Annotated in this window: 29 protein-coding genes; 26 read left to right on the forward strand and 3 right to left on the reverse strand. The window is 39.2% G+C overall.

The features are described from left to right. Nucleotides 1-15 precede the first annotated feature (15 nt). The 25 genes from rpiB to HF876_RS07720 all read left to right on the forward strand — a co-directional run bounded on the left by rpiB (nt 16) and on the right by HF876_RS07720 (nt 21,193). Nucleotides 16-453, forward strand: a complete 438-nt coding sequence (gene rpiB, locus HF876_RS07600) for a ribose 5-phosphate isomerase B (protein ID WP_169359465.1) — start codon at nt 16-18, stop codon at nt 451-453. 21 nt (nt 454-474) lie between these two features. Next, the gene (locus tag HF876_RS07605; protein WP_169359466.1) at nt 475-1,020 is read left to right on the forward strand and encodes a TIGR01440 family protein; all 546 of its coding nucleotides are present in this window, start codon (nt 475-477) and stop codon (nt 1,018-1,020) included. Beyond that, complete coding sequence (glyA, locus tag HF876_RS07610) at nt 1,017-2,276, forward strand: serine hydroxymethyltransferase (protein WP_205964045.1); 1,260 nt, start codon at nt 1,017-1,019, stop codon at nt 2,274-2,276. The genes HF876_RS07605 and glyA overlap by 4 nt, the downstream gene beginning before the upstream one ends. Before the next feature lie 720 nt (nt 2,277-2,996). Then, entirely contained in the window at nt 2,997-3,626 is a 630-nt protein-coding gene (gene upp, locus HF876_RS07615) for a uracil phosphoribosyltransferase (protein ID WP_169359468.1), read from the forward strand. Nucleotides 3,627-4,228: 602 nt separating this feature from the next. Further along, a complete protein-coding gene (locus HF876_RS07620; protein WP_169359469.1) occupies nt 4,229-4,600 on the forward strand; it encodes an ATP synthase subunit I in 372 nt (123 codons plus the stop codon). 26 nt (nt 4,601-4,626) lie between these two features. Beyond that, nucleotides 4,627-5,340, forward strand: a complete 714-nt coding sequence (atpB, locus tag HF876_RS07625; RefSeq protein WP_169359470.1) for a F0F1 ATP synthase subunit A — start codon at nt 4,627-4,629, stop codon at nt 5,338-5,340. A gap of 65 nt (nt 5,341-5,405) precedes the next feature. Further along, nucleotides 5,406-5,630, forward strand: coding sequence for a F0F1 ATP synthase subunit C (gene atpE / locus HF876_RS07630; protein ID WP_144540512.1), 225 nt, complete (start codon nt 5,406-5,408; stop codon nt 5,628-5,630). A 142-nt stretch (nt 5,631-5,772) separates the two neighbouring features. After that, nucleotides 5,773-6,300 (forward strand): F0F1 ATP synthase subunit B, encoded by a 528-nt coding sequence (gene atpF / locus HF876_RS07635; RefSeq protein WP_169359471.1) that lies wholly within the window; start codon nt 5,773-5,775, stop codon nt 6,298-6,300. After that, on the forward strand, nt 6,297-6,833 hold the full coding sequence (locus HF876_RS07640; RefSeq protein ID WP_169359472.1) for a F0F1 ATP synthase subunit delta: 537 nt from the start codon (nt 6,297-6,299) through the stop codon (nt 6,831-6,833). Before atpF ends, HF876_RS07640 begins: the two co-directional genes overlap by 4 nt. A 27-nt stretch (nt 6,834-6,860) precedes the next feature. Next, nucleotides 6,861-8,369 (forward strand): F0F1 ATP synthase subunit alpha, encoded by a 1,509-nt coding sequence (gene atpA, locus HF876_RS07645; protein ID WP_169359473.1) that lies wholly within the window; start codon nt 6,861-6,863, stop codon nt 8,367-8,369. 44 nt (nt 8,370-8,413) lie between these two features. Further along, complete coding sequence (locus HF876_RS07650) at nt 8,414-9,280, forward strand: F0F1 ATP synthase subunit gamma (protein WP_169359474.1); 867 nt, start codon at nt 8,414-8,416, stop codon at nt 9,278-9,280. 28 nt (nt 9,281-9,308) lie between these two features. Beyond that, the gene (gene atpD / locus HF876_RS07655; protein ID WP_169359475.1) at nt 9,309-10,724 is read left to right on the forward strand and encodes a F0F1 ATP synthase subunit beta; all 1,416 of its coding nucleotides are present in this window, start codon (nt 9,309-9,311) and stop codon (nt 10,722-10,724) included. A gap of 24 nt (nt 10,725-10,748) precedes the next feature. Then, entirely contained in the window at nt 10,749-11,153 is a 405-nt protein-coding gene (locus HF876_RS07660; protein ID WP_169359476.1) for a F0F1 ATP synthase subunit epsilon, read from the forward strand. Nucleotides 11,154-11,511: 358 nt separating this feature from the next. Further along, on the forward strand, nt 11,512-11,745 hold the full coding sequence (locus HF876_RS07665; RefSeq protein WP_169359477.1) for a DUF1146 family protein: 234 nt from the start codon (nt 11,512-11,514) through the stop codon (nt 11,743-11,745). A 326-nt stretch (nt 11,746-12,071) separates the two neighbouring features. Then, nucleotides 12,072-13,367, forward strand: a complete 1,296-nt coding sequence (gene murA, locus HF876_RS07670) for a UDP-N-acetylglucosamine 1-carboxyvinyltransferase (RefSeq protein ID WP_169359478.1) — start codon at nt 12,072-12,074, stop codon at nt 13,365-13,367. 495 nt (nt 13,368-13,862) lie between these two features. Then, a complete protein-coding gene (gene spoIID, locus HF876_RS07675; protein WP_169359517.1) occupies nt 13,863-14,744 on the forward strand; it encodes a stage II sporulation protein D in 882 nt (293 codons plus the stop codon). A gap of 31 nt (nt 14,745-14,775) precedes the next feature. Then, the gene (locus HF876_RS07680; protein ID WP_169359479.1) at nt 14,776-15,435 is read left to right on the forward strand and encodes a M23 family metallopeptidase; all 660 of its coding nucleotides are present in this window, start codon (nt 14,776-14,778) and stop codon (nt 15,433-15,435) included. Nucleotides 15,436-15,501: 66 nt separating this feature from the next. Further along, nucleotides 15,502-15,762, forward strand: coding sequence for a sporulation transcriptional regulator SpoIIID (locus HF876_RS07685; RefSeq protein ID WP_169359480.1), 261 nt, complete (start codon nt 15,502-15,504; stop codon nt 15,760-15,762). Between the two features lie 195 nt (nt 15,763-15,957). After that, on the forward strand, nt 15,958-16,344 hold the full coding sequence (locus HF876_RS07690; RefSeq protein WP_169359481.1) for a hypothetical protein: 387 nt from the start codon (nt 15,958-15,960) through the stop codon (nt 16,342-16,344). A gap of 698 nt (nt 16,345-17,042) precedes the next feature. After that, on the forward strand, nt 17,043-18,035 hold the full coding sequence (gene mreB / locus HF876_RS07695) for a rod shape-determining protein (protein ID WP_169359482.1): 993 nt from the start codon (nt 17,043-17,045) through the stop codon (nt 18,033-18,035). Nucleotides 18,036-18,051: 16 nt separating this feature from the next. Further along, nucleotides 18,052-18,888 (forward strand): flagellar hook-basal body protein, encoded by an 837-nt coding sequence (locus tag HF876_RS07700; protein ID WP_169359483.1) that lies wholly within the window; start codon nt 18,052-18,054, stop codon nt 18,886-18,888. Between the two features lie 21 nt (nt 18,889-18,909). Beyond that, nucleotides 18,910-19,749, forward strand: coding sequence for a flagellar hook-basal body protein (locus HF876_RS07705; RefSeq protein ID WP_169359484.1), 840 nt, complete (start codon nt 18,910-18,912; stop codon nt 19,747-19,749). A gap of 15 nt (nt 19,750-19,764) precedes the next feature. Beyond that, a complete protein-coding gene (locus HF876_RS07710; protein ID WP_169359485.1) occupies nt 19,765-20,061 on the forward strand; it encodes a DNA-directed RNA polymerase subunit beta in 297 nt (98 codons plus the stop codon). A gap of 15 nt (nt 20,062-20,076) precedes the next feature. Then, a complete protein-coding gene (gene fabZ / locus HF876_RS07715) occupies nt 20,077-20,517 on the forward strand; it encodes a 3-hydroxyacyl-ACP dehydratase FabZ (RefSeq protein ID WP_169359486.1) in 441 nt (146 codons plus the stop codon). A 307-nt stretch (nt 20,518-20,824) separates the two neighbouring features. Continuing rightward, complete coding sequence (locus HF876_RS07720; protein ID WP_169359487.1) at nt 20,825-21,193, forward strand: hypothetical protein; 369 nt, start codon at nt 20,825-20,827, stop codon at nt 21,191-21,193. Nucleotides 21,194-21,233: 40 nt separating this feature from the next. Here HF876_RS07720 and HF876_RS07725 read toward each other — a convergent pair whose 3' ends face one another. Further along, entirely contained in the window at nt 21,234-21,668 is a 435-nt protein-coding gene (locus HF876_RS07725; RefSeq protein ID WP_169359488.1) for a YwpF family protein, read from the reverse strand. Between the two features lie 247 nt (nt 21,669-21,915). Between HF876_RS07725 and HF876_RS07730 the strand changes: the two genes are divergently transcribed. After that, complete coding sequence (locus tag HF876_RS07730; RefSeq protein ID WP_169359489.1) at nt 21,916-22,314, forward strand: single-stranded DNA-binding protein; 399 nt, start codon at nt 21,916-21,918, stop codon at nt 22,312-22,314. Nucleotides 22,315-22,397: 83 nt separating this feature from the next. Here the strand turns inward: HF876_RS07730 and HF876_RS07735 are convergent, their stop codons facing one another. Both HF876_RS07735 and HF876_RS07740 read right to left on the reverse strand, forming a co-directional pair. Beyond that, nucleotides 22,398-25,109: a DEAD/DEAH box helicase gene (locus HF876_RS07735; protein ID WP_169359490.1), complete on the reverse strand. Its 2,712-nt coding sequence runs from the start codon at nt 25,107-25,109 to the stop codon at nt 22,398-22,400. After that, complete coding sequence (locus HF876_RS07740) at nt 25,106-26,686, reverse strand: hypothetical protein (protein ID WP_169359491.1); 1,581 nt, start codon at nt 26,684-26,686, stop codon at nt 25,106-25,108. Before HF876_RS07740 ends, HF876_RS07735 begins: the two co-directional genes overlap by 4 nt. Between the last annotated feature and the right edge of the window lie 117 nt (nt 26,687-26,803).

The following is a 26,803-nucleotide window of genomic DNA, read 5'->3' on the forward strand; positions in this document are numbered from 1 at the left end:
AAAAGAGGGAACAAGATGAAAATTGCAATTTCTTCTGATCACGGAGGCAATAACCTTCGTAAAGAAATTATTCAACAGCTTGAAGAACTCGGACTTTCCTATAAGGACTTTGGTCCACAGACAAATGATTCTGTCGATTACCCTGACTATGCAGCACCAGTAACAGAAGGTGTAGCAAGTGGAGAGTTTGATCGTGGAATTTTAATTTGTGGGACAGGTATTGGAATGTCCATCGCTGCCAACAAGATTAAAGGAATTCGTTGTGCTTTAGTGCATGATGTTTTTTCTGCTAAAGCAACACGTTGTCATAATGACTCTAACGTTCTTGCAATGGGAGAGCGAGTAATTGGTCCAGGCCTTGCACGAGAAATCGTGGCAACTTGGTTAGCTCAAGAATTTGAAGGCGGTCGTCACGAACGCCGTATTGAAAAAATTTCAGCTTTAGAAAAATAACATGGAATAGAGGGATTTCAGATGGAAGCAAAAAATTTGTGGCAACAGCAAATGGAACAGCTTCTCCTGGAAGTGGAGCAGCAAATAACGTTTCATGAAAATGATTTGTTCGTTGTAGGATGCTCTACCTCTGAAGTAATCGGGAAAAAGATAGGAACTGCCGGTGGGTTAGAGGTAGCAGAGGTTTTATTTGAACCGATTCGAGCATTTGCCGAGCGCAATAAAATACTTCTGGCCTTTCAAGGCTGTGAACATATCAATCGTGCATTAACGATGGAAAGAGCCACACAGCAGCTATATAGACTGCCGGAGGTTTCAGTTATTCCAGTTGTTCGTGCAGGAGGCTCTATGTCTGCCTACGCATATACCCAATTTCAGGAGCCTGTAGTGGTGGAACATGTGCAGGCTAAAGCAGGACTTGATATTGGTCAAACCATGATCGGCATGCAGCTGCAACCAGTTGCTGTACCGATACGTGTATCCACCAAAATGGTAGGGGAAGCGATTATAACGATCGCTACTACTCGACCGAAACTTATTGGCGGGGTACGAGCATTTTACGGATGAATTTAGAGGAGGAACTAGAAGTGAAAAAGATTCAATCACAAGATCCAGCAGTATTTGAGGCAATGTTATCAGAGAAAAAACGTCAACAATCAAACATCGAACTTATTGCATCAGAAAACTTTGTTTCAGAAGCTGTAATGGAAGCACAGGGTTCTGTTCTGACAAATAAATATGCAGAGGGCTATCCTGGCAAACGCTATTACGGTGGCTGTGAGCATGTAGACGTAGTAGAGAATATTGCTCGCGATCGCTTAAAAGAAATTTTTGGAGCAGAGCATGCAAACGTGCAACCACATTCTGGTTCTCAGGCTAATATGGCCGTTTATATGACAGCTTTACAGCCTGGTGACACTATTTTAGGGATGAACTTGTCACACGGTGGGCATTTAACGCATGGTTCTCCTGTAAACTTTAGTGGAATTCAATATAATTTCATTGAGTATGGTGTAAACAAAGAAACTGAAATGATAGATTACGAGGAAATTCGCTCTATCGCTCTAGAACACAAGCCTAAAATGATTGTTGCTGGTGCAAGTGCATATTCACGTACAATTGACTTCGCTAAATTCCGTGAAATTGCGGATGAAATTGGAGCATACTTATTCGTAGATATGGCTCATATAGCAGGTTTAGTAGCTGCAGGTCTTCATCCAAACCCAGTACCACACGCTCATTTTGTGACTTCTACAACGCACAAAACGTTACGTGGACCACGTGGTGGATTGATTTTAACTACTGAGGAATTCGCTAAGAAAATTGATAAAACTATTTTCCCAGGTATTCAAGGCGGTCCATTAATGCACGTAATTGCTGCAAAAGCGGTTGCCTTCGGTGAAGCACTTCAACCTGAGTTTAAAGAATATCAACAGCAAGTAGTTGCAAATGCTAAGGTACTAGCTGACAGCTTAACAGCAGAAGGAGTTCGTATTGTTTCTGGCGGTACGGATAACCACGTTATGCTATTAGATGTTTCTGCACTAGGCTTAACTGGTAAAGTAGCAGAGCATGTACTAGATGAAGTAGGAATTACTGCTAACAAAAATACAATTCCTTTCGATACTTCTAGCCCATTCATTACTTCAGGAGTTCGTGTAGGAACACCAGCGGTAACTTCACGTGGCTTCAAAGAAGAAGAAATGAAAGAAATTGCTTCTATTATTGCTAAGCTATTAAAGAATCATGAGGATGCTACAGTAATTGCTGAAGCAAAAGAAAGAGTGCAAGCTCTAACTGATCAATTCCCTCTATATAACTAACTGTTGTGTGGGAGGCCTATGACTGTGTCATAAGCCTCCCTTAACTGTGACTAAAAAAGTGATTATTTAAGCATATAGTTTTGCTCCATGAGAAAGACTGGAAGTAAACGAGAAAAGAAAAATAGTTCCTATCAAAGGTTTTACCTATCCAGTTAATGATGGTTTTTGTAAGCATTGATTATTTAACTGAATATTAACCAACAGGGAGTTGTTTTAAGCTTTGTTAAAGTTATTGGTTGATTTTGTCTACCAATTCTTTTTTATAGTGACTGTAAATATTATAAAAGGGACATTCAAATGACTAATAAGATTATAAATGGACTATGAAATTGGAGTTTGGTACAGTTTTTCGGCTTTGTTTGTGCAAATAAATTTATAAATAATTATTGATGCATTAAAGCTGTTCCCATTTATTGATTGGAGCGCCAGTCGGCGACTCCTACGGGATGAGTGAGACAGATCAGACATCACAACCACGCGCGCAAGCGATGGGTGATGGCTTATCGCTCACCCCGAGGAAAGCGTCCGGCTGGCGCGGAAATCAATTCTACTTTCTGATTTATAGATTTCTATGTATCATAAATAAAACCTACTCTTTAACATAGCCTTGTTTTACTAATGAAATAGACGCAATATTAAGTCCCTGTGATTACTAGTATGATTACTACCGTTTTTGTTATAATGGCAAAGATGAAAAAAAACAAGAAGGAGAGATGTAATATGGCAAAAGTATACGTATTTGATCATCCACTGATTCAACATAAACTTACATATATCCGTGATGTGAAAACTGGTACGAAAGAGTTCCGCGAATTAGTAGATGAGGTAGCGACATTAATGGCCTTTGAAATTACACGTGACTTACCTTTAGAAGAGGTGGAAGTAGAAACTCCTGTTCAGGTTACAAAATCGAAAGTAATTGCAGGAAAGAAATTAGGACTAGTTCCAATTCTTCGTGCGGGTATAGGCATGATCGATGGTATGTTAAATCTTATTCCAGCTGCAAAAGTGGGACATATCGGACTTTATCGTGATCCAGAAACATTAAAACCGGTTGAATATTACGTTAAGCTTCCAGCGGATGTTGCTGATCGTGACTTTATCCTAGTAGATCCAATGCTTGCAACTGGCGGTTCTGCCATAGAAGCAGTTAACTCTCTGAAAAAGCGTGGTGCAATGAGCATTAAGTTTATGTGTCTAATCGCTGCTCCTGAAGGTGTAAAAGCACTTCAAGATGCTCACCCAGACGTTGATATTTATATCGCTGCATTAGATGAAAAGCTAAATGACCACGGTTATATAGTTCCTGGTCTTGGAGATGCTGGAGACCGTTTATTTGGAACAAAGTAAAATAGGGGCATTTTCTCTATCGAGAGTAAAATTAGGATAATTAGGTAATGCTTGCAGTAAGTTGGCCTTTTCAACTGTAAGGGTCAACATACTGCATAAATGTATGGTAAGATTGTAAAGGTGTGACTAAGCGGAGGTAGTATTTAAACAAGGAATACTCCTGTTTTGAAAAAGTTGCGAAATTTTCTTTTAAATTTGTCGATAAATTGTCAATCTAGTCATCTACGTGAAGTTTTTCACTGATAGCAATTGACATCAAATTGCCCCTATTGTATGCTTACAAAGGATAAATCATGATAGGGGTTTCATGCGTGAAACACTTGATGTATCAACTTTCTACTAGATTCACAGTTTTTACTTATATTAGGGGAAACGTGAGTACACTTTTATGCGTCAATTTGACGTCCGTTACAAGGGATAGCTCTATTTTCAGCGATTCTCTCACAGCTTGTAGGTTCTATAGACGATACGTTCACGTTTTAGTGAATTGATCATACTTTTGGAACCACTCCAATCTTTTAGTGATTTGTTTATGCCAGGTCTTATGACTAGAGCAGCGAGAATCGCTACCATTCGAAAATATGATTCAGGAGATTAGACCAATGCTAGAAATGCAACGTATTTTTACGAGGCAAAAAAAGTACATATTTTTTTTGCTTGCGATATGTGTTCTTGGATGGGCATTTACGCCATATCCTGCTATTTTTGCGGGCTTAGCAGTAGGTTCCTTATTCGGTCTGTACAATTTCTGGATACTAGTACGTAGAATGGAAAAATTTGATCGTGTGATGTTAGGTGAAAAGGGACGAGCAGGCTTAGGGACAAGTTTTCGATTTGCCTCAGGTATTGCTGCAGTTGCAATTGCACTTATTTTCCCAGATGATATTCATCTAATTAGTACGGTTATCGGATTAATGATTCCCTATGTTCTACTTATAGTAGAACGAATTTTGTTAGTTAGAAATCAGCCATGAGTATGTGAAAGAGAGGTGAAAGAATCGTGGGACACTCAAATCCAGAATTTGTGCTTTGGGGTATGACGGGGAACTGGTCAAACATCCTTATGTTGTTTGTAACTTCTCTGATCGTTTTCTTAATTGCATTTTTTGCAACGAGAAGCTTAAAGCTTAAACCAACTGGGATGCAAAATTTCATGGAGTGGATAATGGACTTCGTGAAAGGAATTATTAAGAGTAATTTCGACTGGAAAACAGGCGGAAGATTCCATATTCTTGGAATTACATTAATCATGTTTATCGCAATAGCCAACCTATTAGGTCTACCGTTTGCAATTACGTATGACGGAGTGCTTTGGTGGAAATCACCGACAGCAGATCCAACAGTTGCTATGACACTATCAGTGATGATTATCGTTTTAACTCACTATTACGGTATTAAGATGAAAGGTTTCAAACAGTACAATATTGATACGTACTTGAAGCCAATGCCACTATTATTCCCATTAAAAGTTATAGAAGAATTCGCAAATACGTTGACACTCGGTCTACGTCTTTACGGTAATATCTATGCGGGGGAAGTATTATTAGGCTTAATCGCAGGTTTAGCAACATCTAGTATTTTTGGCTTTTTCGGAGCAATCGTTCCGGCAATGGCTTGGCAAGGGTTCTCTATCTTTATCGGTGGAATCCAAGCATTCATTTTCGTTATGTTAACAATGGTTTATATGTCACATAAAGTGTCAGCAGACCATTAATATAACTGTTTAGGAAACTAGGCAGAAAATAAAAAAAAACAACATTCCAAGGAGGAAATTAAACAATGGTAGGTTCAGTTGGTCTTTTAGCAGCAGCTATAGCAGTTGGTTTAGGTGCACTTGGTGCAGGTATTGGTAATGGTCTAATCGTTTCAAAAACAGTAGAAGGTATCGCTCGTCAACCAGAAGCACGTGGAGCTTTACAAACAGTTATGTTCATCGGGGTAGCGTTAGTTGAAGCCGTGCCGATTATCGCAGTAGTTATCGCGTTTATCGTATTAAACCAATAGTATTTATATTTAAGTCTATAATGGCGGAAACTAACTCCGCCATTCTCTTTATGAAAAAACATGAATTAGAAAATAATAAACACAAGTTTAAACATTATAGAAGCAAGATCTCTTAATAGCGTTTGAAAGGAGTGAAACAATCGTGTCTTTTGAATACCTAGTACTTGGTGCTGGTGATACTCATAATGGGTTAAATGTTTGGGATATCGCAGCTACATTATTCTTCTTCATCTTATTGATGATCCTATTGAAGAAAGTGGCTTGGGGTCCTTTAATGGGAATCATGACACAGCGTGAAGAGTTGATCGCGAGCGAAATCGAAGCAGCTGAAACTAGCCGTCAAGAATCTCAGCGTCTACTTGAAGAACAACGTGACTTACTAAAAGAAGCACGCACAGAAGCGTTAGCGATTGTAGAAAATGCGAAGAAGCAAGGGGAAGCATCACGTGAAGAAATTATCACAACTGCTCGCTCTGAAGCTGCGCGTTTGAAAGAATCTGCTATCCGTGAAATCGATACAGAAAAAGAAAGAGCGATTGCAGCGGTACGACAAGAAGTCGTTTCACTATCTGTACTTGCAGCAGCTAAAGTTCTTGAAAAAGAAGTGTCGGAAGAAGATAACCGTGCGCTAATCGAGGCAACGATTGCGAAGGCAGGCGAAGTTAATTGAGTAATTCAACTGTAGCAAAACGCTATGCCATCGCTTTGTTCGATCTAGCACAACAAAAAAACGAAATTCAAGCAGTAGAAAATGATTTACGTGAGCTTAATGTAGTCTGGAAAGGCAATAAAGATTTGAAAACATTGTTTACATCTCCTAAGCTTTCTATAGATAAGAAAAAAGAGCTAGTACGTCAAATTTTCTCAAACGCTAATCCAATCGTCATCAATACACTTCTAGTGCTTATTGACAAGAAAAGATTAAGCGAAGTTACAAACATCGTTGAAGAGTTTATGACCCTTTCTAATGAAGCACAAGGTGTTGCAGATGCAAAGGTTTATACAACTCGTGAGCTAACAGAGGTAGAACGTGCAAACGTTTCTTCTGTATTTGCTAAAAACGTAGGTAAACAATCATTACGTATTCAAAACATCGTTGATCCATCTATTATTGGTGGTATCCGCGTTCAAATCGGAAACCGCATTTACGACAGCACTCTAAGTACAAAATTAGATCGCTTAAAACGTAACTTGATCGGTTAATATTATGAATTATGAGAGGTGACATACATGAGCATCAAAGCTGAAGAAATCAGTGTCTTGATTAAACAGCAGATTGAGAATTATGAATCTGAGATGAAAGTTAGCGACGTTGGTACGGTTATTACAATTGGTGACGGTATCGCGCGTGCTCATGGCCTCGACAACGTCATGGCTGGAGAGCTTTTAGAATTCTCGACTGGTGTATTAGGTATGGCACAAAACTTGGAAGCGAATAACGTTGGTATCGTTATCCTTGGGCCATACACAGACATCAAAGAAGGCGATGAAGTACGTCGTACAGGCCGTATTATGGAAGTTCCTGTTGGTAAAGAATTGATTGGCCGTGTAGTAAATCCACTTGGTCAACCACTTGACGGACAAGGCCCTATTGCAACAACAAAATCACGTCCAATCGAAAGTCCTGCACAAGGGGTTATGGCACGTAAATCTGTACATGAACCACTTCAAACAGGTATTAAAGCGATTGACGCTCTTGTACCAATCGGACGTGGTCAACGTGAGTTAATCATCGGTGACCGCCAAACAGGTAAAACATCTGTTGCGATTGATACTATCCTTAACCAAGCAGACCAAGATATGATTTGTATCTATGTTGCTATCGGTCAAAAAGAATCGACTGTTCGTAACGTAGTAGAAACACTTCGTAAAAAAGGTGCTTTAGATTACACAATCGTTGTAACTGCATCTGCATCTGCTCCAGCTCCATTATTATACTTAGCTCCTTATGCTGGTGTAACTATGGCAGAAGAATTTATGTTCGATGGTAAGCACGTATTAATCGTTTATGATGATTTATCTAAACAAGCGGCTGCATACCGTGAGCTTTCATTACTTCTTAAACGTCCTCCAGGTCGCGAAGCATATCCAGGGGATGTATTCTACTTACACAGCCGTCTACTTGAGCGTGCTGCGAAGTTAAACGAAACATTAGGTGCAGGTTCAATCACTGCATTACCATTCGTTGAAACACAAGCTGGGGATATCTCTGCTTACATTCCAACAAACGTAATCTCAATTACGGATGGTCAAATTTTCTTACAATCTGATTTATTCTTCTCTGGTGTACGTCCAGCTATCAACGCTGGTTTATCAGTATCCCGTGTTGGTGGATCAGCTCAAATTAAAGCAATGAAAAAAGTTGCGGGTACACTTCGTCTTGACTTAGCTGCATACCGTGAGCTTGAAGCATTCTCTCAATTTGGATCAGATTTAGATGCTGCAACACAAGCGAAACTTAATCGTGGTGTTCGTACAGTAGAAGTACTAAAACAAGACTTGAATTCTCCTATTAAAGTAGAAAAACAAGTTATTATTTTATACGCTCTTACTCGCGGTCATTTAGATGATGTTCCAGTTAAAGATATCTCTCGCTTTGAAGCAGAGCTTAGCAGCTGGTTAGATACAAACCACACAAACGTTTTAGATCATATTCGCACGACAAAAGATCTTCCTTCAGAAGAGGATTTAAACAATGCAATTTCTGCATTCAAAAAAACTTTTGCTAAATCTGAATAATATCTTTGTCTAAGTGAAAAAAACAATAAGGTGGTGAAATACCAGTGGCATCTTTACGCGACATTAAAAATAAAATTACGTCAACTAAGAAAACGAGTCAAATCACAAAAGCTATGCAAATGGTTTCTGCTTCTAAGTTGAACCGTGCGGAGGAAAATGCGAAAGCATATGTTCCTTACATGGGTAAAATTCAAGAGGTAGTAGGTGCAATTGCTTCAGGTACGAGTGACAGTGGACACCCAATGTTAATAAACCGTCCTGTAAAAAAGACTGCATATCTTGTCATCACTTCTGATCGTGGGTTAGCAGGAGCATACAACAGTAACGTTATACGTGCCGTTGCAAATGCAATCGCTAGTCGTCATGCATCGAAGGATGAGTATGTTGTTTTAGCAATTGGTCGTATGGGACGTGACTTCTTCGTAAAACGTGGTTCTAATGTAATCGGAGAAGTTATCGGTTTACCTGACCAACCAGCTTTTTCTGATATTAAAGAAATTGCTCGCAAAGCTGTTGGTATGTTCACGGATGGTACATATGATGAACTTTATATGTACTATAACCACTTTGTCAGTGCCATCTCTAGTGAAGTTACAGAGAAAAAGGTACTGCCACTTACGGATATTGCACAAGAAACTGGCGCAGCTACAACTGCTTCATATGAGTTCGAGCCTTCAAGTGAAGCAATCCTTGAAGTGTTACTTCCTCAATATGCAGAAAGCCTAATTTTCGGTGCATTACTCGACGGTAAAGCAAGTGAACATGCTTCGCGTATGTCTGCGATGAAATCTGCAACAGATAACGCATCTGATTTGATTAGTAACTTAACATTAGTATACAACCGAGCACGTCAAGCAGCGATTACGCAAGAGATTACGGAAATCGTCGGCGGAGCATCGGCTCTAGAATAGGAAGAAAGTAAGACAGGAGGGAACAGTAGTGAACAAAGGACAAGTACTACAAGTAATGGGTCCAGTTGTTGACGTAAAGTTTGACAACGGCCACTTACCAGCTATCTATAATGCATTAACTGTAGCTATTGAACGTCCAAACGAAGCTCCTACTACGTTAACGTTAGAAGTAGCTTTACACTTAGGTGATGATTCTGTTCGCACAATTGCGATGTCATCTACTGATGGACTTAAACGTGGTGCAGAGGTAATAGATGCAGGTGCAGCAATTTCTGTTCCAGTTGGTAATGTAACTCTAGGACGTGTATTCAACGTTCTTGGTGATATTATTGACTTAGGAGAAGAAATTCCTACTACAGAGCGTCGTGATCCAATTCACCGTCAAGCACCAACATTTGAAAACCTTTCAACAGAAGTTGAAATTCTTGAAACAGGTATTAAAGTAGTAGACCTTTTAGCTCCATATATCAAAGGTGGTAAAATCGGTCTATTCGGTGGTGCCGGAGTAGGGAAAACAGTTCTTATCCAAGAACTTATCAATAACATTGCTCAAGAGCATGGCGGTATCTCGGTATTCGCTGGTGTTGGAGAGCGTACGCGTGAAGGAAATGACTTATTCCATGAGATGAGCGATTCAGGCGTTATCAAGAAAACAGCAATGGTATTCGGACAAATGAACGAGCCACCTGGAGCACGTATGCGTGTTGCCTTGACTGGTTTAACAATGGCTGAATATTTCCGTGATGAGCAAGGTGCAGACGTACTTCTATTCATCGATAATATCTTCCGTTTCACACAAGCAGGTTCTGAGGTATCAGCCCTTTTAGGTCGTATGCCATCAGCAGCTGGTTACCAACCAACACTTGCTACAGAAATGGGTCAATTACAAGAGCGTATCACGTCAACTAACACTGGTTCTGTAACATCTATCCAAGCGATTTATGTACCAGCCGATGACTATACGGATCCAGCTCCAGCTACAACTTTCGCTCACTTAGATGCGACAACAAACTTAGAGCGTAAATTATCTGAGATGGGTATCTACCCAGCGGTTGATCCTTTAGCTTCTTCTTCACGTGCACTTTCACCAGAAGTAGTTGGTCAAGAGCATTACGAAGTAGCACGTCAAGTGCAATATACGTTACAACGTTATAGAGAGCTTCAAGATATCATCGCAATCTTAGGTATGGATGAATTAGGAGACGAAGACAAGCTTGTAGTTAACCGTGCTCGTCGTATTCAGTTCTACCTATCTCAAAACTTCCATGTTGCAGAACAATTTACAGGTCAAAAAGGTTCTTACGTTCCAGTTAAAGAAACTGTTGCAGGATTCAAACAGATTCTTGAAGGGAAATATGACCATTTACCAGAGGATGCATTCCGTCTAGTTGGACGCATTGAAGAAGTTGTTGAAAAAGCGAAAAGCATGGGCGTAGAAGTATAATAAATCGGACCAGGAGGTAAAAATATGAAGACACTTATAGTCAATATTGTCACTCCCGACGGCCCGGTATACGATTCTGAAGTAGACATGATTATCGCTAATACAGCATCGGGTGAAATTGGTATTTTACCTGGCCATATTCCAATGGTTGCACCTCTTCGTATTGGTGCAGTTAAATTGAAAAAAGATGGTAAATCTCAATATGTATCAGTAAGTGGTGGATTTGTTGAAGTACGTCCTGAAAAGGTAACGATTTTAGCTCAATCTGCTGAGGTTGCCGATACAATTGATGTAGCTCGTGCAAAAGAAGCGATGAAACGTGCAGAATCACTACTTCAAAGTAAACAAGACACGACAGACTATGTTCGTGCTGAACTTGCTTTGAAGCGTGCGATGAATCGTATCAACGTTTATGAGGGTAACATTTAATTTGGACGAAACATAAAACGGGCAGATTTATTTCTGTCCGTTTTTTTTCTTGCAAATCAGCTATAATTTACGAACTCCAGTGGATAATACAGATTATTCGTCATAAAATAAGGTATAAAAAGAAATGTTTATTTAGAAGGCAGGAGAGCATTTCAGTAAGAATTTTGATTGACTAATTGGAACTGTAACCTTCTCGGCTATTAAATGAACAGGTAGTTAGTCTTTTGATCATTTATACTTTTTTATAGACTATACATGTATTATTTACATTTTGATCAAATGAAAACATGGAAGAATTTGATGAACATTCTTCTTAAAAGTATAAAAACGAAAGATTTAGCTAAAGTGGAGGGGAAATATGGGTCTTTTAAATTCAGAGCAAGCATTAATTGCCATACTTGCAAATATCTTTTTTATTGGTATTTCGTTTTATGCTTTACAAGCTCTTATGGTGGACAAATTTATTAAAAAGAATCATGTATTTCAAGCCCAGCTTTTCTTTATATTGGCAAGCATTATGTTAGGTTCTACAGTAGCAAACTTTTTCTTAAATTTAACTTCCTGGTCTAACCAGTTACAGTACTTATTTTAGTAGAAGATCCTACATGCTCATGCAAATTATGGACAAGTTTGTATGAGCATGTAGAATCTCCTCATATTTCCTGGGAAATATGCTGTCGAAGATGTTTATTACAAAACATGTAGGGTAATTTATAAATATCTACACGAAAAGACTGGGTACTACGTATAATAGACTAAGAAAATTTACCAAAAGAGGACATGAAAATAGGGTTTTCGGTGCTTGTATATAGTCGAAATACGTTGTATGATGATATTGTTTTGAAATAATAAACAACACCATACATATTTTTCTTTTATATATCAGCTAAAGAGGATTATGAACGCGGAGGGAACTAAGTGGATAAAATTGTTGTTAAAGGCGGCCAAAGGTTAACAGGTAACGTACGGGTCGAAGGTGCTAAAAATGCAGTATTACCTGTATTAGCAGCAGCTCTACTCGCGACAAAGGGTAAGAACGTAATTAAAGATGTACCAACACTTGCAGATGTTTTGACGATAAATGAAGTACTAAAAAGTTTAAATACAGAAATTTCATATAGCCCCGAACTAAACGAAGTAATAATTGACTCTCAACAAAAGTTATCAAGTGAAGCGCAGTTTGAGTATGTGCGTAAAATGAGAGCATCCATTCTTGTAATGGGACCAATTCTTGCTCGTAATGGTTTTGCTCGAGTTGCATTACCAGGTGGTTGTGCTATTGGCTCTAGACCAATTGACCAACATTTAAAAGGCTTTGAAGCAATGGGTGCAGAAATTTCATTTGGACATGGATTTGTCGAAGCTAAAACAACTGGACGTTTAAAAGGTGCTAAAATCTATCTAGATGTACCAAGTGTTGGAGCGACAGAAAACATCATGACTGCAGCAGCTCTAGCTGAAGGAATTACAGTTATTGAAAACGCTGCGAAAGAACCTGAAATTGTTGATTTAGCAAACTTTATCAATGAAATGGGCGGTAAAGTTAAAGGTGCAGGTACAGATACAATCCGTATCGAGGGTGTAGAAGAATTACACGGTACTGAGCATCACATTATTCCGGACCGTATTGAAGCAGGAACTTTTATGGTTGCTGCAGCAATTACAAAAGGCAATGTATTGATTGAAAATGCTGTACCAGAGCATATGACAGCTCTTATTTCTAAAATGCAGGAAATGGGCATTGAGATTAAAGAAGAGGGCCAAGGTCTTCGTGTGCGCTCTAATGGAAACTTAAAATCAGTGGATGTTAAAACAATGCCACACCCTGGATTCCCAACAGATATGCAATCACAAATGATGGCATTGATGATGACAGCTCACGGTACAGGTATTATTACTGAAACAGTTTTTGAAAACCGTTTTATGCACGTAGAAGAATTTAGACGTATGAATGGTAATATGAAAATTGAGGGACGTTCTGTGATGATGGATTCTCCATCTAACCTACAAGGTGCAGAGGTGGCGGCTACGGATCTTCGTGCAGCTGCAGCTCTAATTATTGCAGGTTTAGTGGCTGAGGGCGTAACTCGAGTAACACAGCTTTATCATTTAGATCGCGGTTATGTTAATTTTGACAAAAAGTTAGCTGCTTTAGGCGCTGACATTGAGCGTATTGGAACAGAAAATACCGAAAAAGCGGCTCAGCTCGTTTAATCATATGAAAGGCACAATGCATTTATTCCTGCGTTGTGCTTTTTTGTGGATTTTTTTACATTAAATCAGGAGTGGTTTTAAGGGCAATAGAAAGTAAGCAAGGATTTCACTAACGAATAGCGGGTAGCTCGCGAAATTGTATCTTCGCGAGCTTTTTTATGAATAGAAGAGCAATCTATTCCTTCATTAGCTAAAATGCTTTTAAGTGTATAAAGCATAAGGAAAACTTGTTTAATTTCCTAATTAGTATTTTAAGCCGTTTTGAGAAGAGTAATACTTTTAAGATATTTTCCCTCAACTATTTATAAAAAATGGGTTCTATACCCCTTAAAATGCGTTTAAATGGGTATTTATCTTGAAGACTACTATTCTTTTAGGAAGATGCATAGAAGCTTGTCCGTCATGAGATAGTTTTGTACTGCATATAGTAATCCTATGAAACAATACATTCTCTTAATAATCCTTTGCATCGGTCTAATGATTTTGCCTTTTCTTATGATTAAAGACAAAGTGAAAGAAAAGGCTGTACCAGAAGTCGTACCTGAAATTGAAGTTGACTGTCCAATACTAATTGAGGTGAAAGGGGTAAAGGAGAAAATTCCTCTTGAAACGTATGTGTTAGGGGTAGTTGCTGCAGAAATGCCAATCACATTCCATGAAGAAGCATTAAAAGCACAGTCGATTGCTGCGAGAACCTACGTTTTAAGAGAAACTGATTATGGATCAAAGTCAATTGATAAGACAGTACAAAAGCAAGTGTATGTAGGTCCAGAAGAAAGGAAAAAACGCTGGGGGGACTCCTTTAAGGAATACGAGGACAAGCTTCAACGAGTCGTAGCTTCTACAGAAGGTGAAATTATTGTCTATCAGGATCAGCTAATAACTGCGATGTTCTTTTCTACGAGCAATGGTCAAACAGAAAGCGCCGAAAACTATAGTGGATATGCAATACCTTATTTGGTATCCGTACCAAGTCAGAAGGAAGAAGAGTATTCAAAGAAGGTGCAACAAACGTTTGAGTTCACTCATAAAGAGTGGGCGGACGCGTTTAAGATCAAATGGTCTAATAATATCGTAGGCAATGTGAAAATAGCACATACTGATTCAAATCGAGTAAAGACTATCGAAATGAACGGTAAAAGCTGGACAGGCAGAGAGGTTAGAACATTACTTGGCTTGCCTTCTACTGATTTCGAGATAGCTTTTCAAAATGATAAAGTGATAGTGGAAACTACTGGTTACGGACACGGAGTAGGGATGAGCCAATACGGTGCCGAGGTTCTAGCAAACGATTCCAAAAAAGCACATGACATATTATTGCATTACTATACAGGAACAAAAATAAAAAGTTTTTCTCCATGTTTAAAATCTCCTTAATATGCCAACAATGCAATTAGAGGTGATGAAAATGAGAGAAGAACAATCTAAAAAGCCTTCTCAGCAGAAGAGTAAGAACCCGAAAAAACCTTGGTTTTGGCCACTAGTATATGCAGGTTTTTCGGTAGCGTTTGTCGGAATGATTTGGGGTTATAATGTGTATGTCAGCGATGATTCTGCAGAAGAATCAGAATGGACAGACGCAAGTAATCCAGACAAAGTTGCAATTGAAACGAATGCAAAAGCGGAATCTATGAAATATCCTTTTAAGGAAGCTATGCTAGATAACGTGGAAATTGTACAGCACTATTATGATTTAGAGGCAGACGAAGCAACTCGTGAGAAATCATTGCTTGTTTTTGACCAAACTTACGTAGCAAGCACTGGAGTATCTTTAACAATGAACAATGAGCCATTTGAAGTTGTAGCAGCATTAAGCGGTAAAGTGGAAGCAGTAAACGTAGACCCATTCCTAGGAGACGAAATCGTAATCTCTCATGCAAATGGTATGCAAACAAAATATCGTTCTGTCGCTGGCATTCTAGTAAAAGCAGGAGACGAGGTTGAACAAGGCCAAGCTCTTGGAACTGCAGCTGAAAATGAATGGAATCCTACTGCAGGTATCCACCTTCAATTTGAAGTACTTGAAAATGGAGTCCTTGTTAACCCGGAATCATTACTAGCATTTTAATTCATAATAGCCCACCCGTATGCATAAAATGGTGAAAAGTTCCTTTACTAACGAAAGGAAGAGTTGGTGCACGAAACGATTCGTCATAGATGCATACGATTGGGTGAAATGGTAATTGAAACAAAGAAAACAGTTCGCGCCATCGCGAGCAAAACAGGTCATTCCAAAAGCACCGTACACAAAGATCTAACGGAAAGACTCCATCTAGTGGATCCAGTACTGGCAAGAGAGGTAAAGGAAATCCTTGCCTACCACAAGTCAGTCAGGCATCTACGTGGTGGAGAAGCTACGAAGCAAAAATGGAAGACCAAAAAAGATGATAGGTAAGGTCGTGAAATGAACTATTTCACGGCCTTTTCTTATGGATTAAAGTGTTCTATGTATCGGTAGTATGGTTGGATAAAAAAAGATTATACATACGAAAAAGGAAAATATACTTTCCAAAATTAGTAAGTGGAAGTTAAGATATTTGAAAGGGGTGTGGAGTTGAAAAGGAATAATATTTTTATTGGAGGCGTGATATTGATATTGTTATTCGCAGGCATTCTTCTATACAATTATTTTTCCAAGGAACTTACAGTAGGAGACGTTTTAGAAGAAAATTACTTTAGTAAAGAGGCAGCAATATCCGTTCAAAAGATAAAAGATGGAAAAATAATACCCATTCAAATTTCAGATGATAAACAGAAGGGTTTAGTGAAGTTATTCGAGGATTTAAAGCTAATTAAATCCGACGAAAGATATCCCGTCCTCGATGCGGATTATATAATTGCTCCTAAATCAAATTACTCGCAAAAAGTGTACGTATTCCTCGATGAAAATATAATAGTTTTCAGTGAAAAAACAAGTGATAGTTATGTAATTCAAAGTAAAGATTTTACGCAAACGATCAAACTATTACTGGATTAATCACGTATTTTAGAAAGTACTTCAGTAGCTAGCTAATTGAGGTGCTTTTTATTTTGCTCAATTGACGAATATAACATATTCATATGCAAACTTACGCATACTAAAATTAGGTTGCGGAGTAGTTTCCGCAACTGCAACACTCTATTTGGTTAACGCAACACTTTGATCAAAAGACGCAACACTTTTGGATTTCCCGCAACACTTTGAGCTGATTTGCTTTGCGGAATAAATCCCTGTGAGCGGTGATATTTTCAAAAACGCTTTCCAATCGATATCAATTATGCAAGCAGTCTCCCAGTACGAAGCGAATTGTGTGGAAATTGTGTGTGACACAGGGACAGACCCAAAGGAACACCGGTGATAAATCTCTGTGAGCGGTGATATTTTACTCTTTCCAATCGAAATCAACTATGCAAGCGATCCCCCAGTCAGAAGCGAATTGTGTGGAAATTGTGTGTGACACAGGGACAGACACAATTCAATCCGATAGTCCCAATATAAGTATATGAACACTTACCTAGACAGGAATAGTGATAATAGTTTCTAATTCGTCAAAAATTTCTATTTTTTTATACTTTTTTGTCCAAAATGCTATTGAAAAAAACTGTTATTCTGACAAAACTATGATAAAATTAGATGTTAGATACATTACGGAGTTTACATATAAAAGTTTTAGTGAGGAAGGGGAAACACTAGTAATGTTTGCAAAAGATATAGGAATTGATTTAGGGACAGCAAATGTGTTAATTCACGTGAAGGGCAAAGGAATTGTATTAAATGAGCCTTCCGTGGTTGCTTTAGATAGAAATACGAATAAAGTACTAGCAGTTGGAGAAGAAGCTCGACAAATGCTAGGTAGAACCCCAGGAAATATTGTAGCGATTCGTCCACTAAAAGATGGAGTAATTGCTGATTTTGATGTGACAGAAGCGATGCTTAAGCATTTTATCAATAAATTAAATGTAAAAGGCTTTTTATCCAAGCCTCGTATTTTAATATGCTGTCCTACAAACATTACAAGTGTTGAACAAAAGGCAATTCGTGAAGCAGCAGAAAAGTCTGGCGGGAAAAAGGTTTATTTAGAAGAGGAGCCAAAAGTTGCTGCGATTGGAGCAGGCATGGATATCTTCCAACCTAGCGGGAATATGGTTGTGGATATTGGTGGTGGAACTACTGATATCGCGGTACTTTCTATGGGTGATATTGTTACTTCTGAATCCATCAAGGTTGCTGGAGACGTTTTTGATAATGATATTCTTCAATATATTAAAAAAGAGTACAAGCTGCTGATCGGAGAACGAACTGCAGAAAATATTAAAATTGCGGTTGGAACAGTTTTTCCAGACAGTCGTCATGAGGAAATGGATATTCGCGGACGGGACATGGTAAGTGGTTTACCAAGAACGATTATGATCAAGTCCGATGAAATTGAACATGCACTTAGAGAGTCTGTATCGGTTATTGTACAATCGGCTAAAAATGTGCTAGAAAAGACTCCACCTGAGCTATCTGCAGATATTATTGACCGTGGCGTAATTATTACCGGTGGTGGAGCATTATTGCATGGAATGGATACTTTATTGATGGAAGAATTGAAGGTTCCTGTGTTTACTGCAGAAAGACCGATGGATTGTGTTGCTATTGGCACTGGAATTATGCTTGATAATATCGATAAAATAAGTAGAAGATAAGAGTGGAGGCTTTATCATGTTTCGAGGATTTAATACAGTAGCATCCGGAATGATTGCCCAACAGCGAAGAACCGAGCTATTAACCAATAATATGGCAAATGCGAATACACCAGGCTTTAAAGCAGACCAATCAACTATTCGTTCGTTTCCTGATATGTTAATGTCACGTTTAGGGCCGACTAAAATTCCAACAGAGAATCCGATAAGCGGAAAATCTCTTTCTACAGTTGGTGGAATTAGTACAGGCGTGTATATGTCTGAGATTGTTGCCTTGCAAACACAAGGACAACTAAAGCAAACAGACTTAAATACAGATCTTGCTTTAATAGATGGTGGGCTTCCAGTGGATGCTGAATCAGGAAAAGCAGGTGCATTATTTTTCCGACTCGAGCATCCTGCAGGTGGAGAGGCATACACTAGAAACGGTAACTTTACATTAGACGCAGCAGGCTTTCTGACGAATGCTCAAGGTTTATATGTATTAAATTCTTCCGGACAACGCATTCAAATGCAAAATGATGACTTCCGCGTAGGCGATGATGGACAGATTTATGTGGATAACGAGTCAGTTTCTCAAATTGGTGTTTCATTTGCAGCAACACCTGATCGTTTAGTTAAACAAGACAATGGTTTATTTAGAACCGAAGATGGCAATGAGCTCCCTTCCGCATATGACAATGGAGAAGTAAGCTTTGCGATGCAGCAGGGCTATATTGAAGGATCTAACGTGGACACTGCAAAGACCATGACAGAACTCATGTCTGCGTATAGAACGTTTGAGGCAAATCAAAAAATACTTCAAGCATATGATCAAAGTATGCAAAAAACAGTCAACGAGGTTGGCCGAGTTTAACTAATGAAGGAGGTGCAGTAAATGCTACGTACTATGATTACAGCAACCAACACGATGTCCCAATTACAAAGCCAATTAGATATTATAGGGAATAACCTTTCCAATTCTAATACGCATGGTTATAAATCAAAAGAAGTTAAATTTCAGGAATTACTGTATCAGCAATTTAACAATGATAAGTTAGATAAAGCTGACAGACAGTCCCCTGTAGGTATTCGTTACGGGGTGGGAGCAGCGCTTGCTCAGTCGCAGATGAATTGGAAGCAAGGGAGTATCCAATCTACTGGTAGAGACCTAGATTTTGCTTTCCAGGAGCCTAAGCAATATTTTCAAGTCATTATGCCAGACGGTCAGAATGGTGAAAAAACAGCTTATACTCGTCAAGGAGCGTTTTATGTTTCTCCGGTAGAGAATGGTCAGCTGATGCTCGTTAACGGGGAAGGATATCCAGTTGCCGACGCCCAAGGACAAGCGATTACCTTAAGAGAAGGTGTTTCCAGATTCTCTGTCAATGAATCCGGTGTCTTAGTAGCAGAGTATCCAGATGGCACAACTGATCAAAGAGAATTAGCGGTTTCTGTACTGCAAAAGCCTCAATTCATGGAACACTTGTCTGCTGCGTATATTGTTATACCAGAGAATTTAGATGAGTTAGGTGCAAATGCTGAGGATGTTATGGTAGATTTACAGGGAGCGGCCAGAGGAGAAATTTCTTTGAGCAACCAAGTGTTAGAAATGTCTAATGTGGATGTTTCCAAAGAGATGACAGACTTAATGACCACTCAACGGCAGTATCAGTTTAGTGCACGTTCCATTTCCATTGCAGATCAAATGATGGGCTTAATTAATGGGATACGCTAGTAAGGAGTAATTTGTATGACAGAAGAAGTAAAATCTTCTAGCAGACAACAACGTAGGCTAGAAAAAACACAAGGGCAAGCTAATAAGAAAGAACCAGTAAATGAATCAACAGAACAAACGAAACAAACTAAGTGGGTTCAAATTCGTATGTTTCCAATTTGGTTGCGTATCCTAATTGTTGCGGCACTTATAGCAGTGGCAGTAGCTGCTGGACTTATGGTCGGCTACGGAGTAATAGGTGAAGGCGAGCCAAAGGATGCGCTCAAATGGGAAACGTACCAGCATATATTTGACATTAAAGACGGTAAATAATTGGAGGGCGATTCCATGCTAACAACGGAGCAAATACAAGCTATTCTACCTCATCGATATCCATTTTTAATGGTAGATCGTATTTTAGAAATAGAAGAAGGTAAACGAGCGGTAGGATTAAAAAATGTAACGATTAATGAAGAATTCTTTAATGGTCACTTTCCTGGATATCCTGTAATGCCAGGCGTTCTTATTGTGGAAGCGCTAGCCCAAGTTGGAGCAGTGGCAGTATTACAAATTCCTGAAAACAAAGGAAGACTCGCTTTCTTTACAGGAATAGATAACTGTCGTTTCAAACGCCAAGTGAAACCAGGCGATCAACTGAAACTTGAAGTGGAGCTGACTAAGCTTCGCGGGCCGATGGGTAAAGGACACGGTATTGCGACAGTAGATGGGGAGCTTGTTTGTGAAACGGACATTCTTTTTGCCCTGGGACCTGTACAAGAAAAGAACTAATCGTAGTCTTCCACGTTTAACTATTTATATGAGTTAATTTTGATTTTTCCAAGTAAATGATTGGAGCGGCAGGCGGCGACTCCTGTGGGATGAATGATACAGATAAGACATTACAATCGAGCGCCTTAGCGACGGGTGATGGCTTATCAATTGCACTTTATTTTTGAAAAAGCTTAAACTATTACTCCTATTTTTCATTGAAAAAAGAGGTAATAATACCATAGGATAGTTCCTTCTTCTCTTGGATAACCTATCGTAAGTCACATGAAGATTGTGATGACGATATCAAGAAAGGAGGAATTTTTTTATGTGGAAAAAAGCTGTTCCTACTATTGCATTATGTTCGTTTTTATTAGTTGGGTGTAATAACGATGAAGCAGTACCTTCAAACAACGAAACACCGATGGGAGAGTTAAACAACGGTGATCGTGTCATTACTCCTTCTCCGGGTGGAGATACTGGCAATGGTGTTGGAGGTAATGGCGGTGGAGCTGGTACTGGTACTACTGATGGTATGAACGGTGGTATGGGTGGCCAAGATGACGGTAACCGTGGTATAAATCATGGTGATGACAACGGTACAATGGGTGGAAACAATGGTAATGGTAATTCAACTCTAGACAGAGATAAAGGAACATGGGTAGAAGAACCTACTGTTGATGGCAATGACCGATAAAGAAATTCTTCACATAAAGAAAAGCTGATTCCAAATGGAGTCAGCTTTCTTTATCTTTCTTTAAGGAAGGTCTAGTTTTCATATCCTTTTCGAATTGGGTTAATAATTCTTCTCCGATTAACCCATCTTCAATTAGCTCTGCAAGTAACGATTCGGCATATTTTCTACGTACACGCTTTAACGTTCCACGAAGCAGAACGGAAAGGTGATCACCAATTTTTTTCACGGAGTATGTCGCTACTTCAAAATGAGCGGGTTCATTTTCCGGGTAAGAGATGACAACCTTTGCGTTAAACAATTCATTCGATGCTTTTAATTCATTAAAGAAATCCTCATGTTTTTGGTCGATAAATAACTCTAAAATCCAAGATCGACTGGTATTCTCTTGGTTAATCACAATACCATCCTCTAATAGAATCGGCAGTTCTTCATTATTACGAATAAGGGATACGGAAATCATTTTAAAAGTTTTCATAGACAATCCACCTTTAGTCTGGCTAATTATTCTCCATTATAGCATAGCGATTCTATGGAAAAAAATAATTATGAAACTAGCAAATTCCTATTTTTAATTTTTAGGAATGAGAGGGAGAAAGGGGTTGTCGAAAAAGAGGTTTTCAATTTTAAATTTTAGTCTAGAATAACGCCCCAAAATGCTAAAATGCGACTTTGCCAATTATGCTTGTAAAGCTTATGATATGGCTAATAAAGGAGGTGACAGATTGAATACAGTTTCGATAATTGGAAGAATGACGAAGGCTCCACAGCTGAAACACTTATCCGAGGGGAGAGTACAAACAGGATTTGTAGTTGCTGTAAGCAAGGGCTATAAGAGCGAAGAAGCAAATTTTGTCCTTTGCACGATTTGGGGGAAACTAGCTGAAACAACTGTGAAGTACTGTGGAAAGGGCTCCTTGGTAGGAATTACTGGCCGCTTAAATACGAGATCTTATGAAAAAGGAGAGGGCATAAGAGTATTCGTGACAGAGGTTATAGTGGAGGATATCCGATTTTTAGCTACCAAAAATCGTGACGAAACAGAACAAAGTAAAGAAGAAAATAAGCAAGTAGAAAGTGATTTTGAATTTCCAGCAGAACAAATAAAAAAACTTCCAGTGTAAAAATTTGAATGGCCGCAACCAAATCAAATGATACAAGAGAGAAAAAACCTGACCAATCGCTGGCCAGGTTTTTGCTAAAAAATTTAAATGGAAAGGGTGAGTAAATCCTTCAAGTCTGCATCTGACATTTCCGTGATCCATTGACTAGAATGAATCAGTTCCTCAGATAATGCCTGCTTCTCTTCAAGTAGCTTATCAATTTTTTCTTCAATGGTACCAATTGTTATAAACTTATGAACATGAACAAAATTCGTTTGTCCGATCCGATAAGCTCTATCTGTCGCTTGGTTTTCAACCGCAGGATTCCACCAGCGATCGGCATGAAGGACATGGCTAGCAGCTGTAAGATTCAGTCCTGTTCCCCCTGCCTTCAATGATAGAAGGAAAACTGGGAATTCCTTGGCCTGAAATGCTTCAACCAAATGGTCACGCTGATTTTTTGGCATACTTCCTGTTAGGAAAGGAGCGTCAATTTGGAACAGCTCCGTCAAGCAATGCTGTAGTAAATGGCCCATTCCAATGTATTGGGTGAAGATGAGACATTGCTCACCTCGGGCAGCGATTTCACCAGCTAGCGTCACAATTCGTGCTAGCTTTTCAGAGCGTTCAAGCATGTCATCTGCGTCATCAAAAGGCTCCTTCAAGTATAGGGCAGGGTGGTTACATAGTTGCTTTAACTTACTAAGCATTTTTAAGATGAGTCCTTTTTTCTCAAAGCCGGAAAGCGTATCCAGCTTACTGACCGTTTCTTGTATGAGAGACTCATACAAAGCCGCTTGCTCTGTAGTAAGGCCGCAGTATTCTCGCTGTTCCAGCTTTTCAGGTAGGTTAAGCAATAATTCTGGGTCCTGCTTCGTTCTTCTTAATAGGAAGGGCTGAATTTTGACACGTAGCTTATGCTTTACAGAGTCTGAGTTATCTCGCTCAATTGGTGCTATATAATTTTCCTGGAACTTACGGAAAGAACCTAAATATCCCTTATGGATAAAGTCGAAGATGGACCATAGCTCGGATAGTCTGTTTTCAACCGGTGTTCCAGTTAAAGCGATATGATGCTTACCAATTAGCTTACGAATGGCACGTGATTGTTTGGTATGCATGTTCTTTATATTCTGAGCCTCATCGAGTGTAATACTAGACCATTCGATTTCCTGTAATGCTTCAATGTCCTGCATTGCAGTACCGAAAGTGGTAATGACAACATCTGCTTCTTTGTCTATTTCCCGTGTTCGTGCTGTCCCATAATGAGTTTGAACAGTTAACGATGGAGCAAATTTAGCAAGCTCCTTCTGCCAGTTTCCAAGAACAGAGGTCGGACAAATGATTAAAGATGGTGTCTTTTGTTCACCGCTTTCATGAACATGGAGCAGATAGGCGATTAATTGAACAGTTTTTCCAAGCCCCATGTCATCTGCAAGACAGGCACCAAACTTTTCATTGCGCATAAAGACAAGCCAGTCTAATCCTAGCTGCTGATATGGACGAAGTGAGGTTAATAGGTTGGATGAGACATCAACCGTAGGATAACCTTTTTTCTCTGAAAGTTGTTCCATTAACACCTTAAGAGATTGCTGCATTTCAAATTGAAATAGTGGATCCTCATCGGACTGCTCGTCATCATCAATGGCTAACGCAATTTCTTCAGGAATCTCACGGAACAATAGCTCCTTAACCGTCCAATTTTCATCCTCGGACTGCTTCATCAACTTTCGGATTTGTTGCATCCATGCAGCGTCAATTCGGAACCATTCATTTCCTGCTTGAATATAAGAACGGTTTTCATTGACCATTTTTTGAAATTCATCTGCAGAAATTTCGTGACCGTTTAAAGAAAAGTTCCAGTTAAACTGAAGAATTTCATTTAAACCAGCAGCTGTCTTATACGTATTAGCAGTCTTTGCGATTGTTTTTACCTTCATTTTGGATTCCTTGAGGCTCTTCAGCCAGCTCGGAAGGACAATCTCAAACCCAAGGGCCTGTAATTTGATCAAGTCATCACGTAAAAAAACACGCACTTCTTCATCAGTTAACGGTGAAGAGAAAAAGGTAGATAATTCTACAGCATCAATGGAGGAAACAAGGGAAAATATTTTATCCTGAGTTTCCTCGATGTAGGTGCTATGATCTCTCCATTTGTCTGGCAGTGCTTCCTTAATAGGTGATGTCTTTTTACGATAGGCAGGCGTCCAATAGACACTGCTTTTCTTACCGCGAACAACTGTCTCTATTAACCAAGTGTCATCTGCTTCATCTGGCTCGGATAGACGTAAGGCAACCAATAGATTCGGATGTGTCGATTGGGACTTTATCGGCCAGCCGCCCTGCTGGAAGAAAGGTATTAAGGCAGGTAAATCCTCCATCGTCAGCCCAGCCTGGAACAGCTTCTGCTGAATGGCATGCTGGACAAGCTGCTTTCCTCGTTCTTCAAGCGGAGCCGAAACCTCTAAGTTATTCTCCTTTAGCTCGACTGTGTTCCAAAGGTCAGGTGAACTCCAAACGCCTCCAGCTTCTTTAAACGTCGTTAGCCATTCTTGAGCAGACTCATTTGCCGCAGAAAAGGTGATAAAGGGATGCCCTTCGGAAGAAAAAATCTCCATTACCTCTACTGGAGAAGCTACTAATACGTTATCCTCAATTTGTGCATTGAGTCCAAAAAAGCTTTCACGATGATTTAAGTAGAGAGCCTCCACCCATTCTTGAATAGAAGCTGCATTTGTAGATAAAAGAAAGCTTCCATTTGCTGCTTGTTCGATATACAGAGAAAATTCTTTTGTAATAGATAAAGGCTTATTCATAATGGCAGGTTTCCTTTCTCTATTTCTTGTTGCAAGGCGCGAAGTCGGCGATATTTTTCACGAACACTTTCTACGTAAGCATTCCAATAGTCAATTTCGTTTGCTTTCTTCGCCACCTGTTTCATTTTCTTCCAAACGCGAACAGCTTGCTTGTAGCTGTATCTGTTTTTTTCTTGGATATAACGCATGGCATAATGATGATAAAGTGGAAGAAGTACTTCAGGAGCCTCCTCTCTTACAACCGCTAAACCACAGGACTCCGTATACTCTAGTGAAGAGTTGGTAGCCTGGTGAAGCGCCATCCATTCTTTATACCGCTTCTGTTCGATTAGTAAACCGGAGTATGCCTGGATCCCGTATAAACCAAAAGATAAATATAGCTTTTCCAGTTCCTCTGTTGTTAAGTCCACTTGGTTGAATAGTATTTGCAGTCTTCTAATGAGCATAACCTTTGCTGGATGTTGAATGACTTCCGTTAAATAATAGGAGATATGAGGCAATAGCTTTCTACTCAGCTCATTTACTAAATCCTTGTTGGACGCATGTAGAGCCTTTTCACTAACCTCTACCCACTCTAGTAGCTGGTTTCTATCCATATTCTCCGCTGCTTCCAAAAGCTCATCAATCATAGATAGGGTAAGATAGAAATATGGCAGCACCATATTTAACATGAGTCCATCTTCTTCTATAGTAAGCTCCTGCAGGTATTTAACCTCTTGCATACGAGTAGCCTTATCCGTTACTAGGGCATCCCAGAAAGCCAAGTATATGTGCTTTCGGTAATAGATCAGCCCTTCCTCCTCATAGTAAAAGGAACGTATAATTCTCATCATTCGATCGTAAAACGGATCTGCTGCGAACATTCTAGGTTTTGCAGCTAGCTGGGACAGACTCTCATCTAAATCCTCCGTATAGTTTGTTAAAAACTGATACACTCGGTTGCGCATATTAGTTTCGGCATATTCATTAAAATAAAACCAGGCACGTTGCAGAATACCTAGCTTGACATACACATCAAAAATAGGTTGCCATTCTCGCTCAAATGGTCGAGATTTTCGAACCTGTGCTTCAAGGTCATGGATTGCAAATTCTAACAAATAGAAGCTTGTTGGCGGGTAACTTGAGATAAACTTCCGGAAAAAATTATCGATAATTAAATCCCAGTTTTTCGGATTTCTTTCATTGGAAAGTAACGATAGTTGTAGATGCTCCGAGTTAGATTTCCAATTAGAAACCCAATCCGATAAGGAAAAGTTTTGTTGATATAGGTAAAAAACGGCTGCAACAATATGTCTACATGGCTTTTGCATTTGGCAAGGACAATGAATGAGGTCTACCATCGGCAAATATTTAACCTCAATATTCGTTACGTCTCGGATAACAAAATCTACCCTGTTTTCGGATAGGGAATAATTTGATATGGATACCGCACCATTACGTACAAAAAAGGTTGCTCTTCTTACGAGTTCCTCATCTTCTGTGACTGTCGGATTTAATTTCTCTTCTATATTTCTCATCGATGTATCTATATATTCTTTATAATGACGAGCTAATTTTTGATACGAAGTTAGGTTCAAACAAATCTCTCCTAATAAAAAAGGCTTTCCTTCCATTATACGTTTAAACCTGCTCGAATAAAAGCCAAAGGGAGAGCAAAACTGTTTCCGAGGAAAAAAAGCAAAATAAAAAGCCTC

The sequence above is a fragment of the Psychrobacillus sp. BL-248-WT-3 genome, from assembly GCF_012843435.1.
Classification (GTDB): Bacteria; Bacillota; Bacilli; order Bacillales_A; family Planococcaceae; genus Psychrobacillus.

What these genes read in the sequence shown, in the direction of transcription:
- rpiB (WP_169359465.1), top strand. Translation starts at nt 16, where the DNA reads ATGAAAATTGCAATTTCTTCTGATCACGGAGGCAATAACCTTCGTAAA.
- HF876_RS07605 (WP_169359466.1), top strand. Translation starts at nt 475, where the DNA reads ATGGAAGCAAAAAATTTGTGGCAACAGCAAATGGAACAGCTTCTCCTG.
- glyA (WP_205964045.1), top strand. Translation starts at nt 1,017, where the DNA reads ATGAATTTAGAGGAGGAACTAGAAGTGAAAAAGATTCAATCACAAGAT.
- upp (WP_169359468.1), top strand. Translation starts at nt 2,997, where the DNA reads ATGGCAAAAGTATACGTATTTGATCATCCACTGATTCAACATAAACTT.
- HF876_RS07620 (WP_169359469.1), top strand. Translation starts at nt 4,229, where the DNA reads ATGCTAGAAATGCAACGTATTTTTACGAGGCAAAAAAAGTACATATTT.
- atpE (WP_144540512.1), top strand. Translation starts at nt 5,406, where the DNA reads ATGGTAGGTTCAGTTGGTCTTTTAGCAGCAGCTATAGCAGTTGGTTTA.
- atpA (WP_169359473.1), top strand. Translation starts at nt 6,861, where the DNA reads ATGAGCATCAAAGCTGAAGAAATCAGTGTCTTGATTAAACAGCAGATT.
- HF876_RS07660 (WP_169359476.1), top strand. Translation starts at nt 10,749, where the DNA reads ATGAAGACACTTATAGTCAATATTGTCACTCCCGACGGCCCGGTATAC.
- HF876_RS07665 (WP_169359477.1), top strand. Translation starts at nt 11,512, where the DNA reads ATGGGTCTTTTAAATTCAGAGCAAGCATTAATTGCCATACTTGCAAAT.
- spoIID (WP_169359517.1), top strand. Translation starts at nt 13,863, where the DNA reads ATGATTAAAGACAAAGTGAAAGAAAAGGCTGTACCAGAAGTCGTACCT.
- HF876_RS07680 (WP_169359479.1), top strand. Translation starts at nt 14,776, where the DNA reads ATGAGAGAAGAACAATCTAAAAAGCCTTCTCAGCAGAAGAGTAAGAAC.
- mreB (WP_169359482.1), top strand. Translation starts at nt 17,043, where the DNA reads ATGTTTGCAAAAGATATAGGAATTGATTTAGGGACAGCAAATGTGTTA.
- HF876_RS07700 (WP_169359483.1), top strand. Translation starts at nt 18,052, where the DNA reads ATGTTTCGAGGATTTAATACAGTAGCATCCGGAATGATTGCCCAACAG.
- HF876_RS07705 (WP_169359484.1), top strand. Translation starts at nt 18,910, where the DNA reads ATGCTACGTACTATGATTACAGCAACCAACACGATGTCCCAATTACAA.
- HF876_RS07710 (WP_169359485.1), top strand. Translation starts at nt 19,765, where the DNA reads ATGACAGAAGAAGTAAAATCTTCTAGCAGACAACAACGTAGGCTAGAA.
- fabZ (WP_169359486.1), top strand. Translation starts at nt 20,077, where the DNA reads ATGCTAACAACGGAGCAAATACAAGCTATTCTACCTCATCGATATCCA.
- HF876_RS07720 (WP_169359487.1), top strand. Translation starts at nt 20,825, where the DNA reads ATGTGGAAAAAAGCTGTTCCTACTATTGCATTATGTTCGTTTTTATTA.
- HF876_RS07725 (WP_169359488.1), bottom strand. Translation starts at nt 21,668, where the DNA reads ATGAAAACTTTTAAAATGATTTCCGTATCCCTTATTCGTAATAATGAA.
- HF876_RS07735 (WP_169359490.1), bottom strand. Translation starts at nt 25,109, where the DNA reads ATGAATAAGCCTTTATCTATTACAAAAGAATTTTCTCTGTATATCGAA.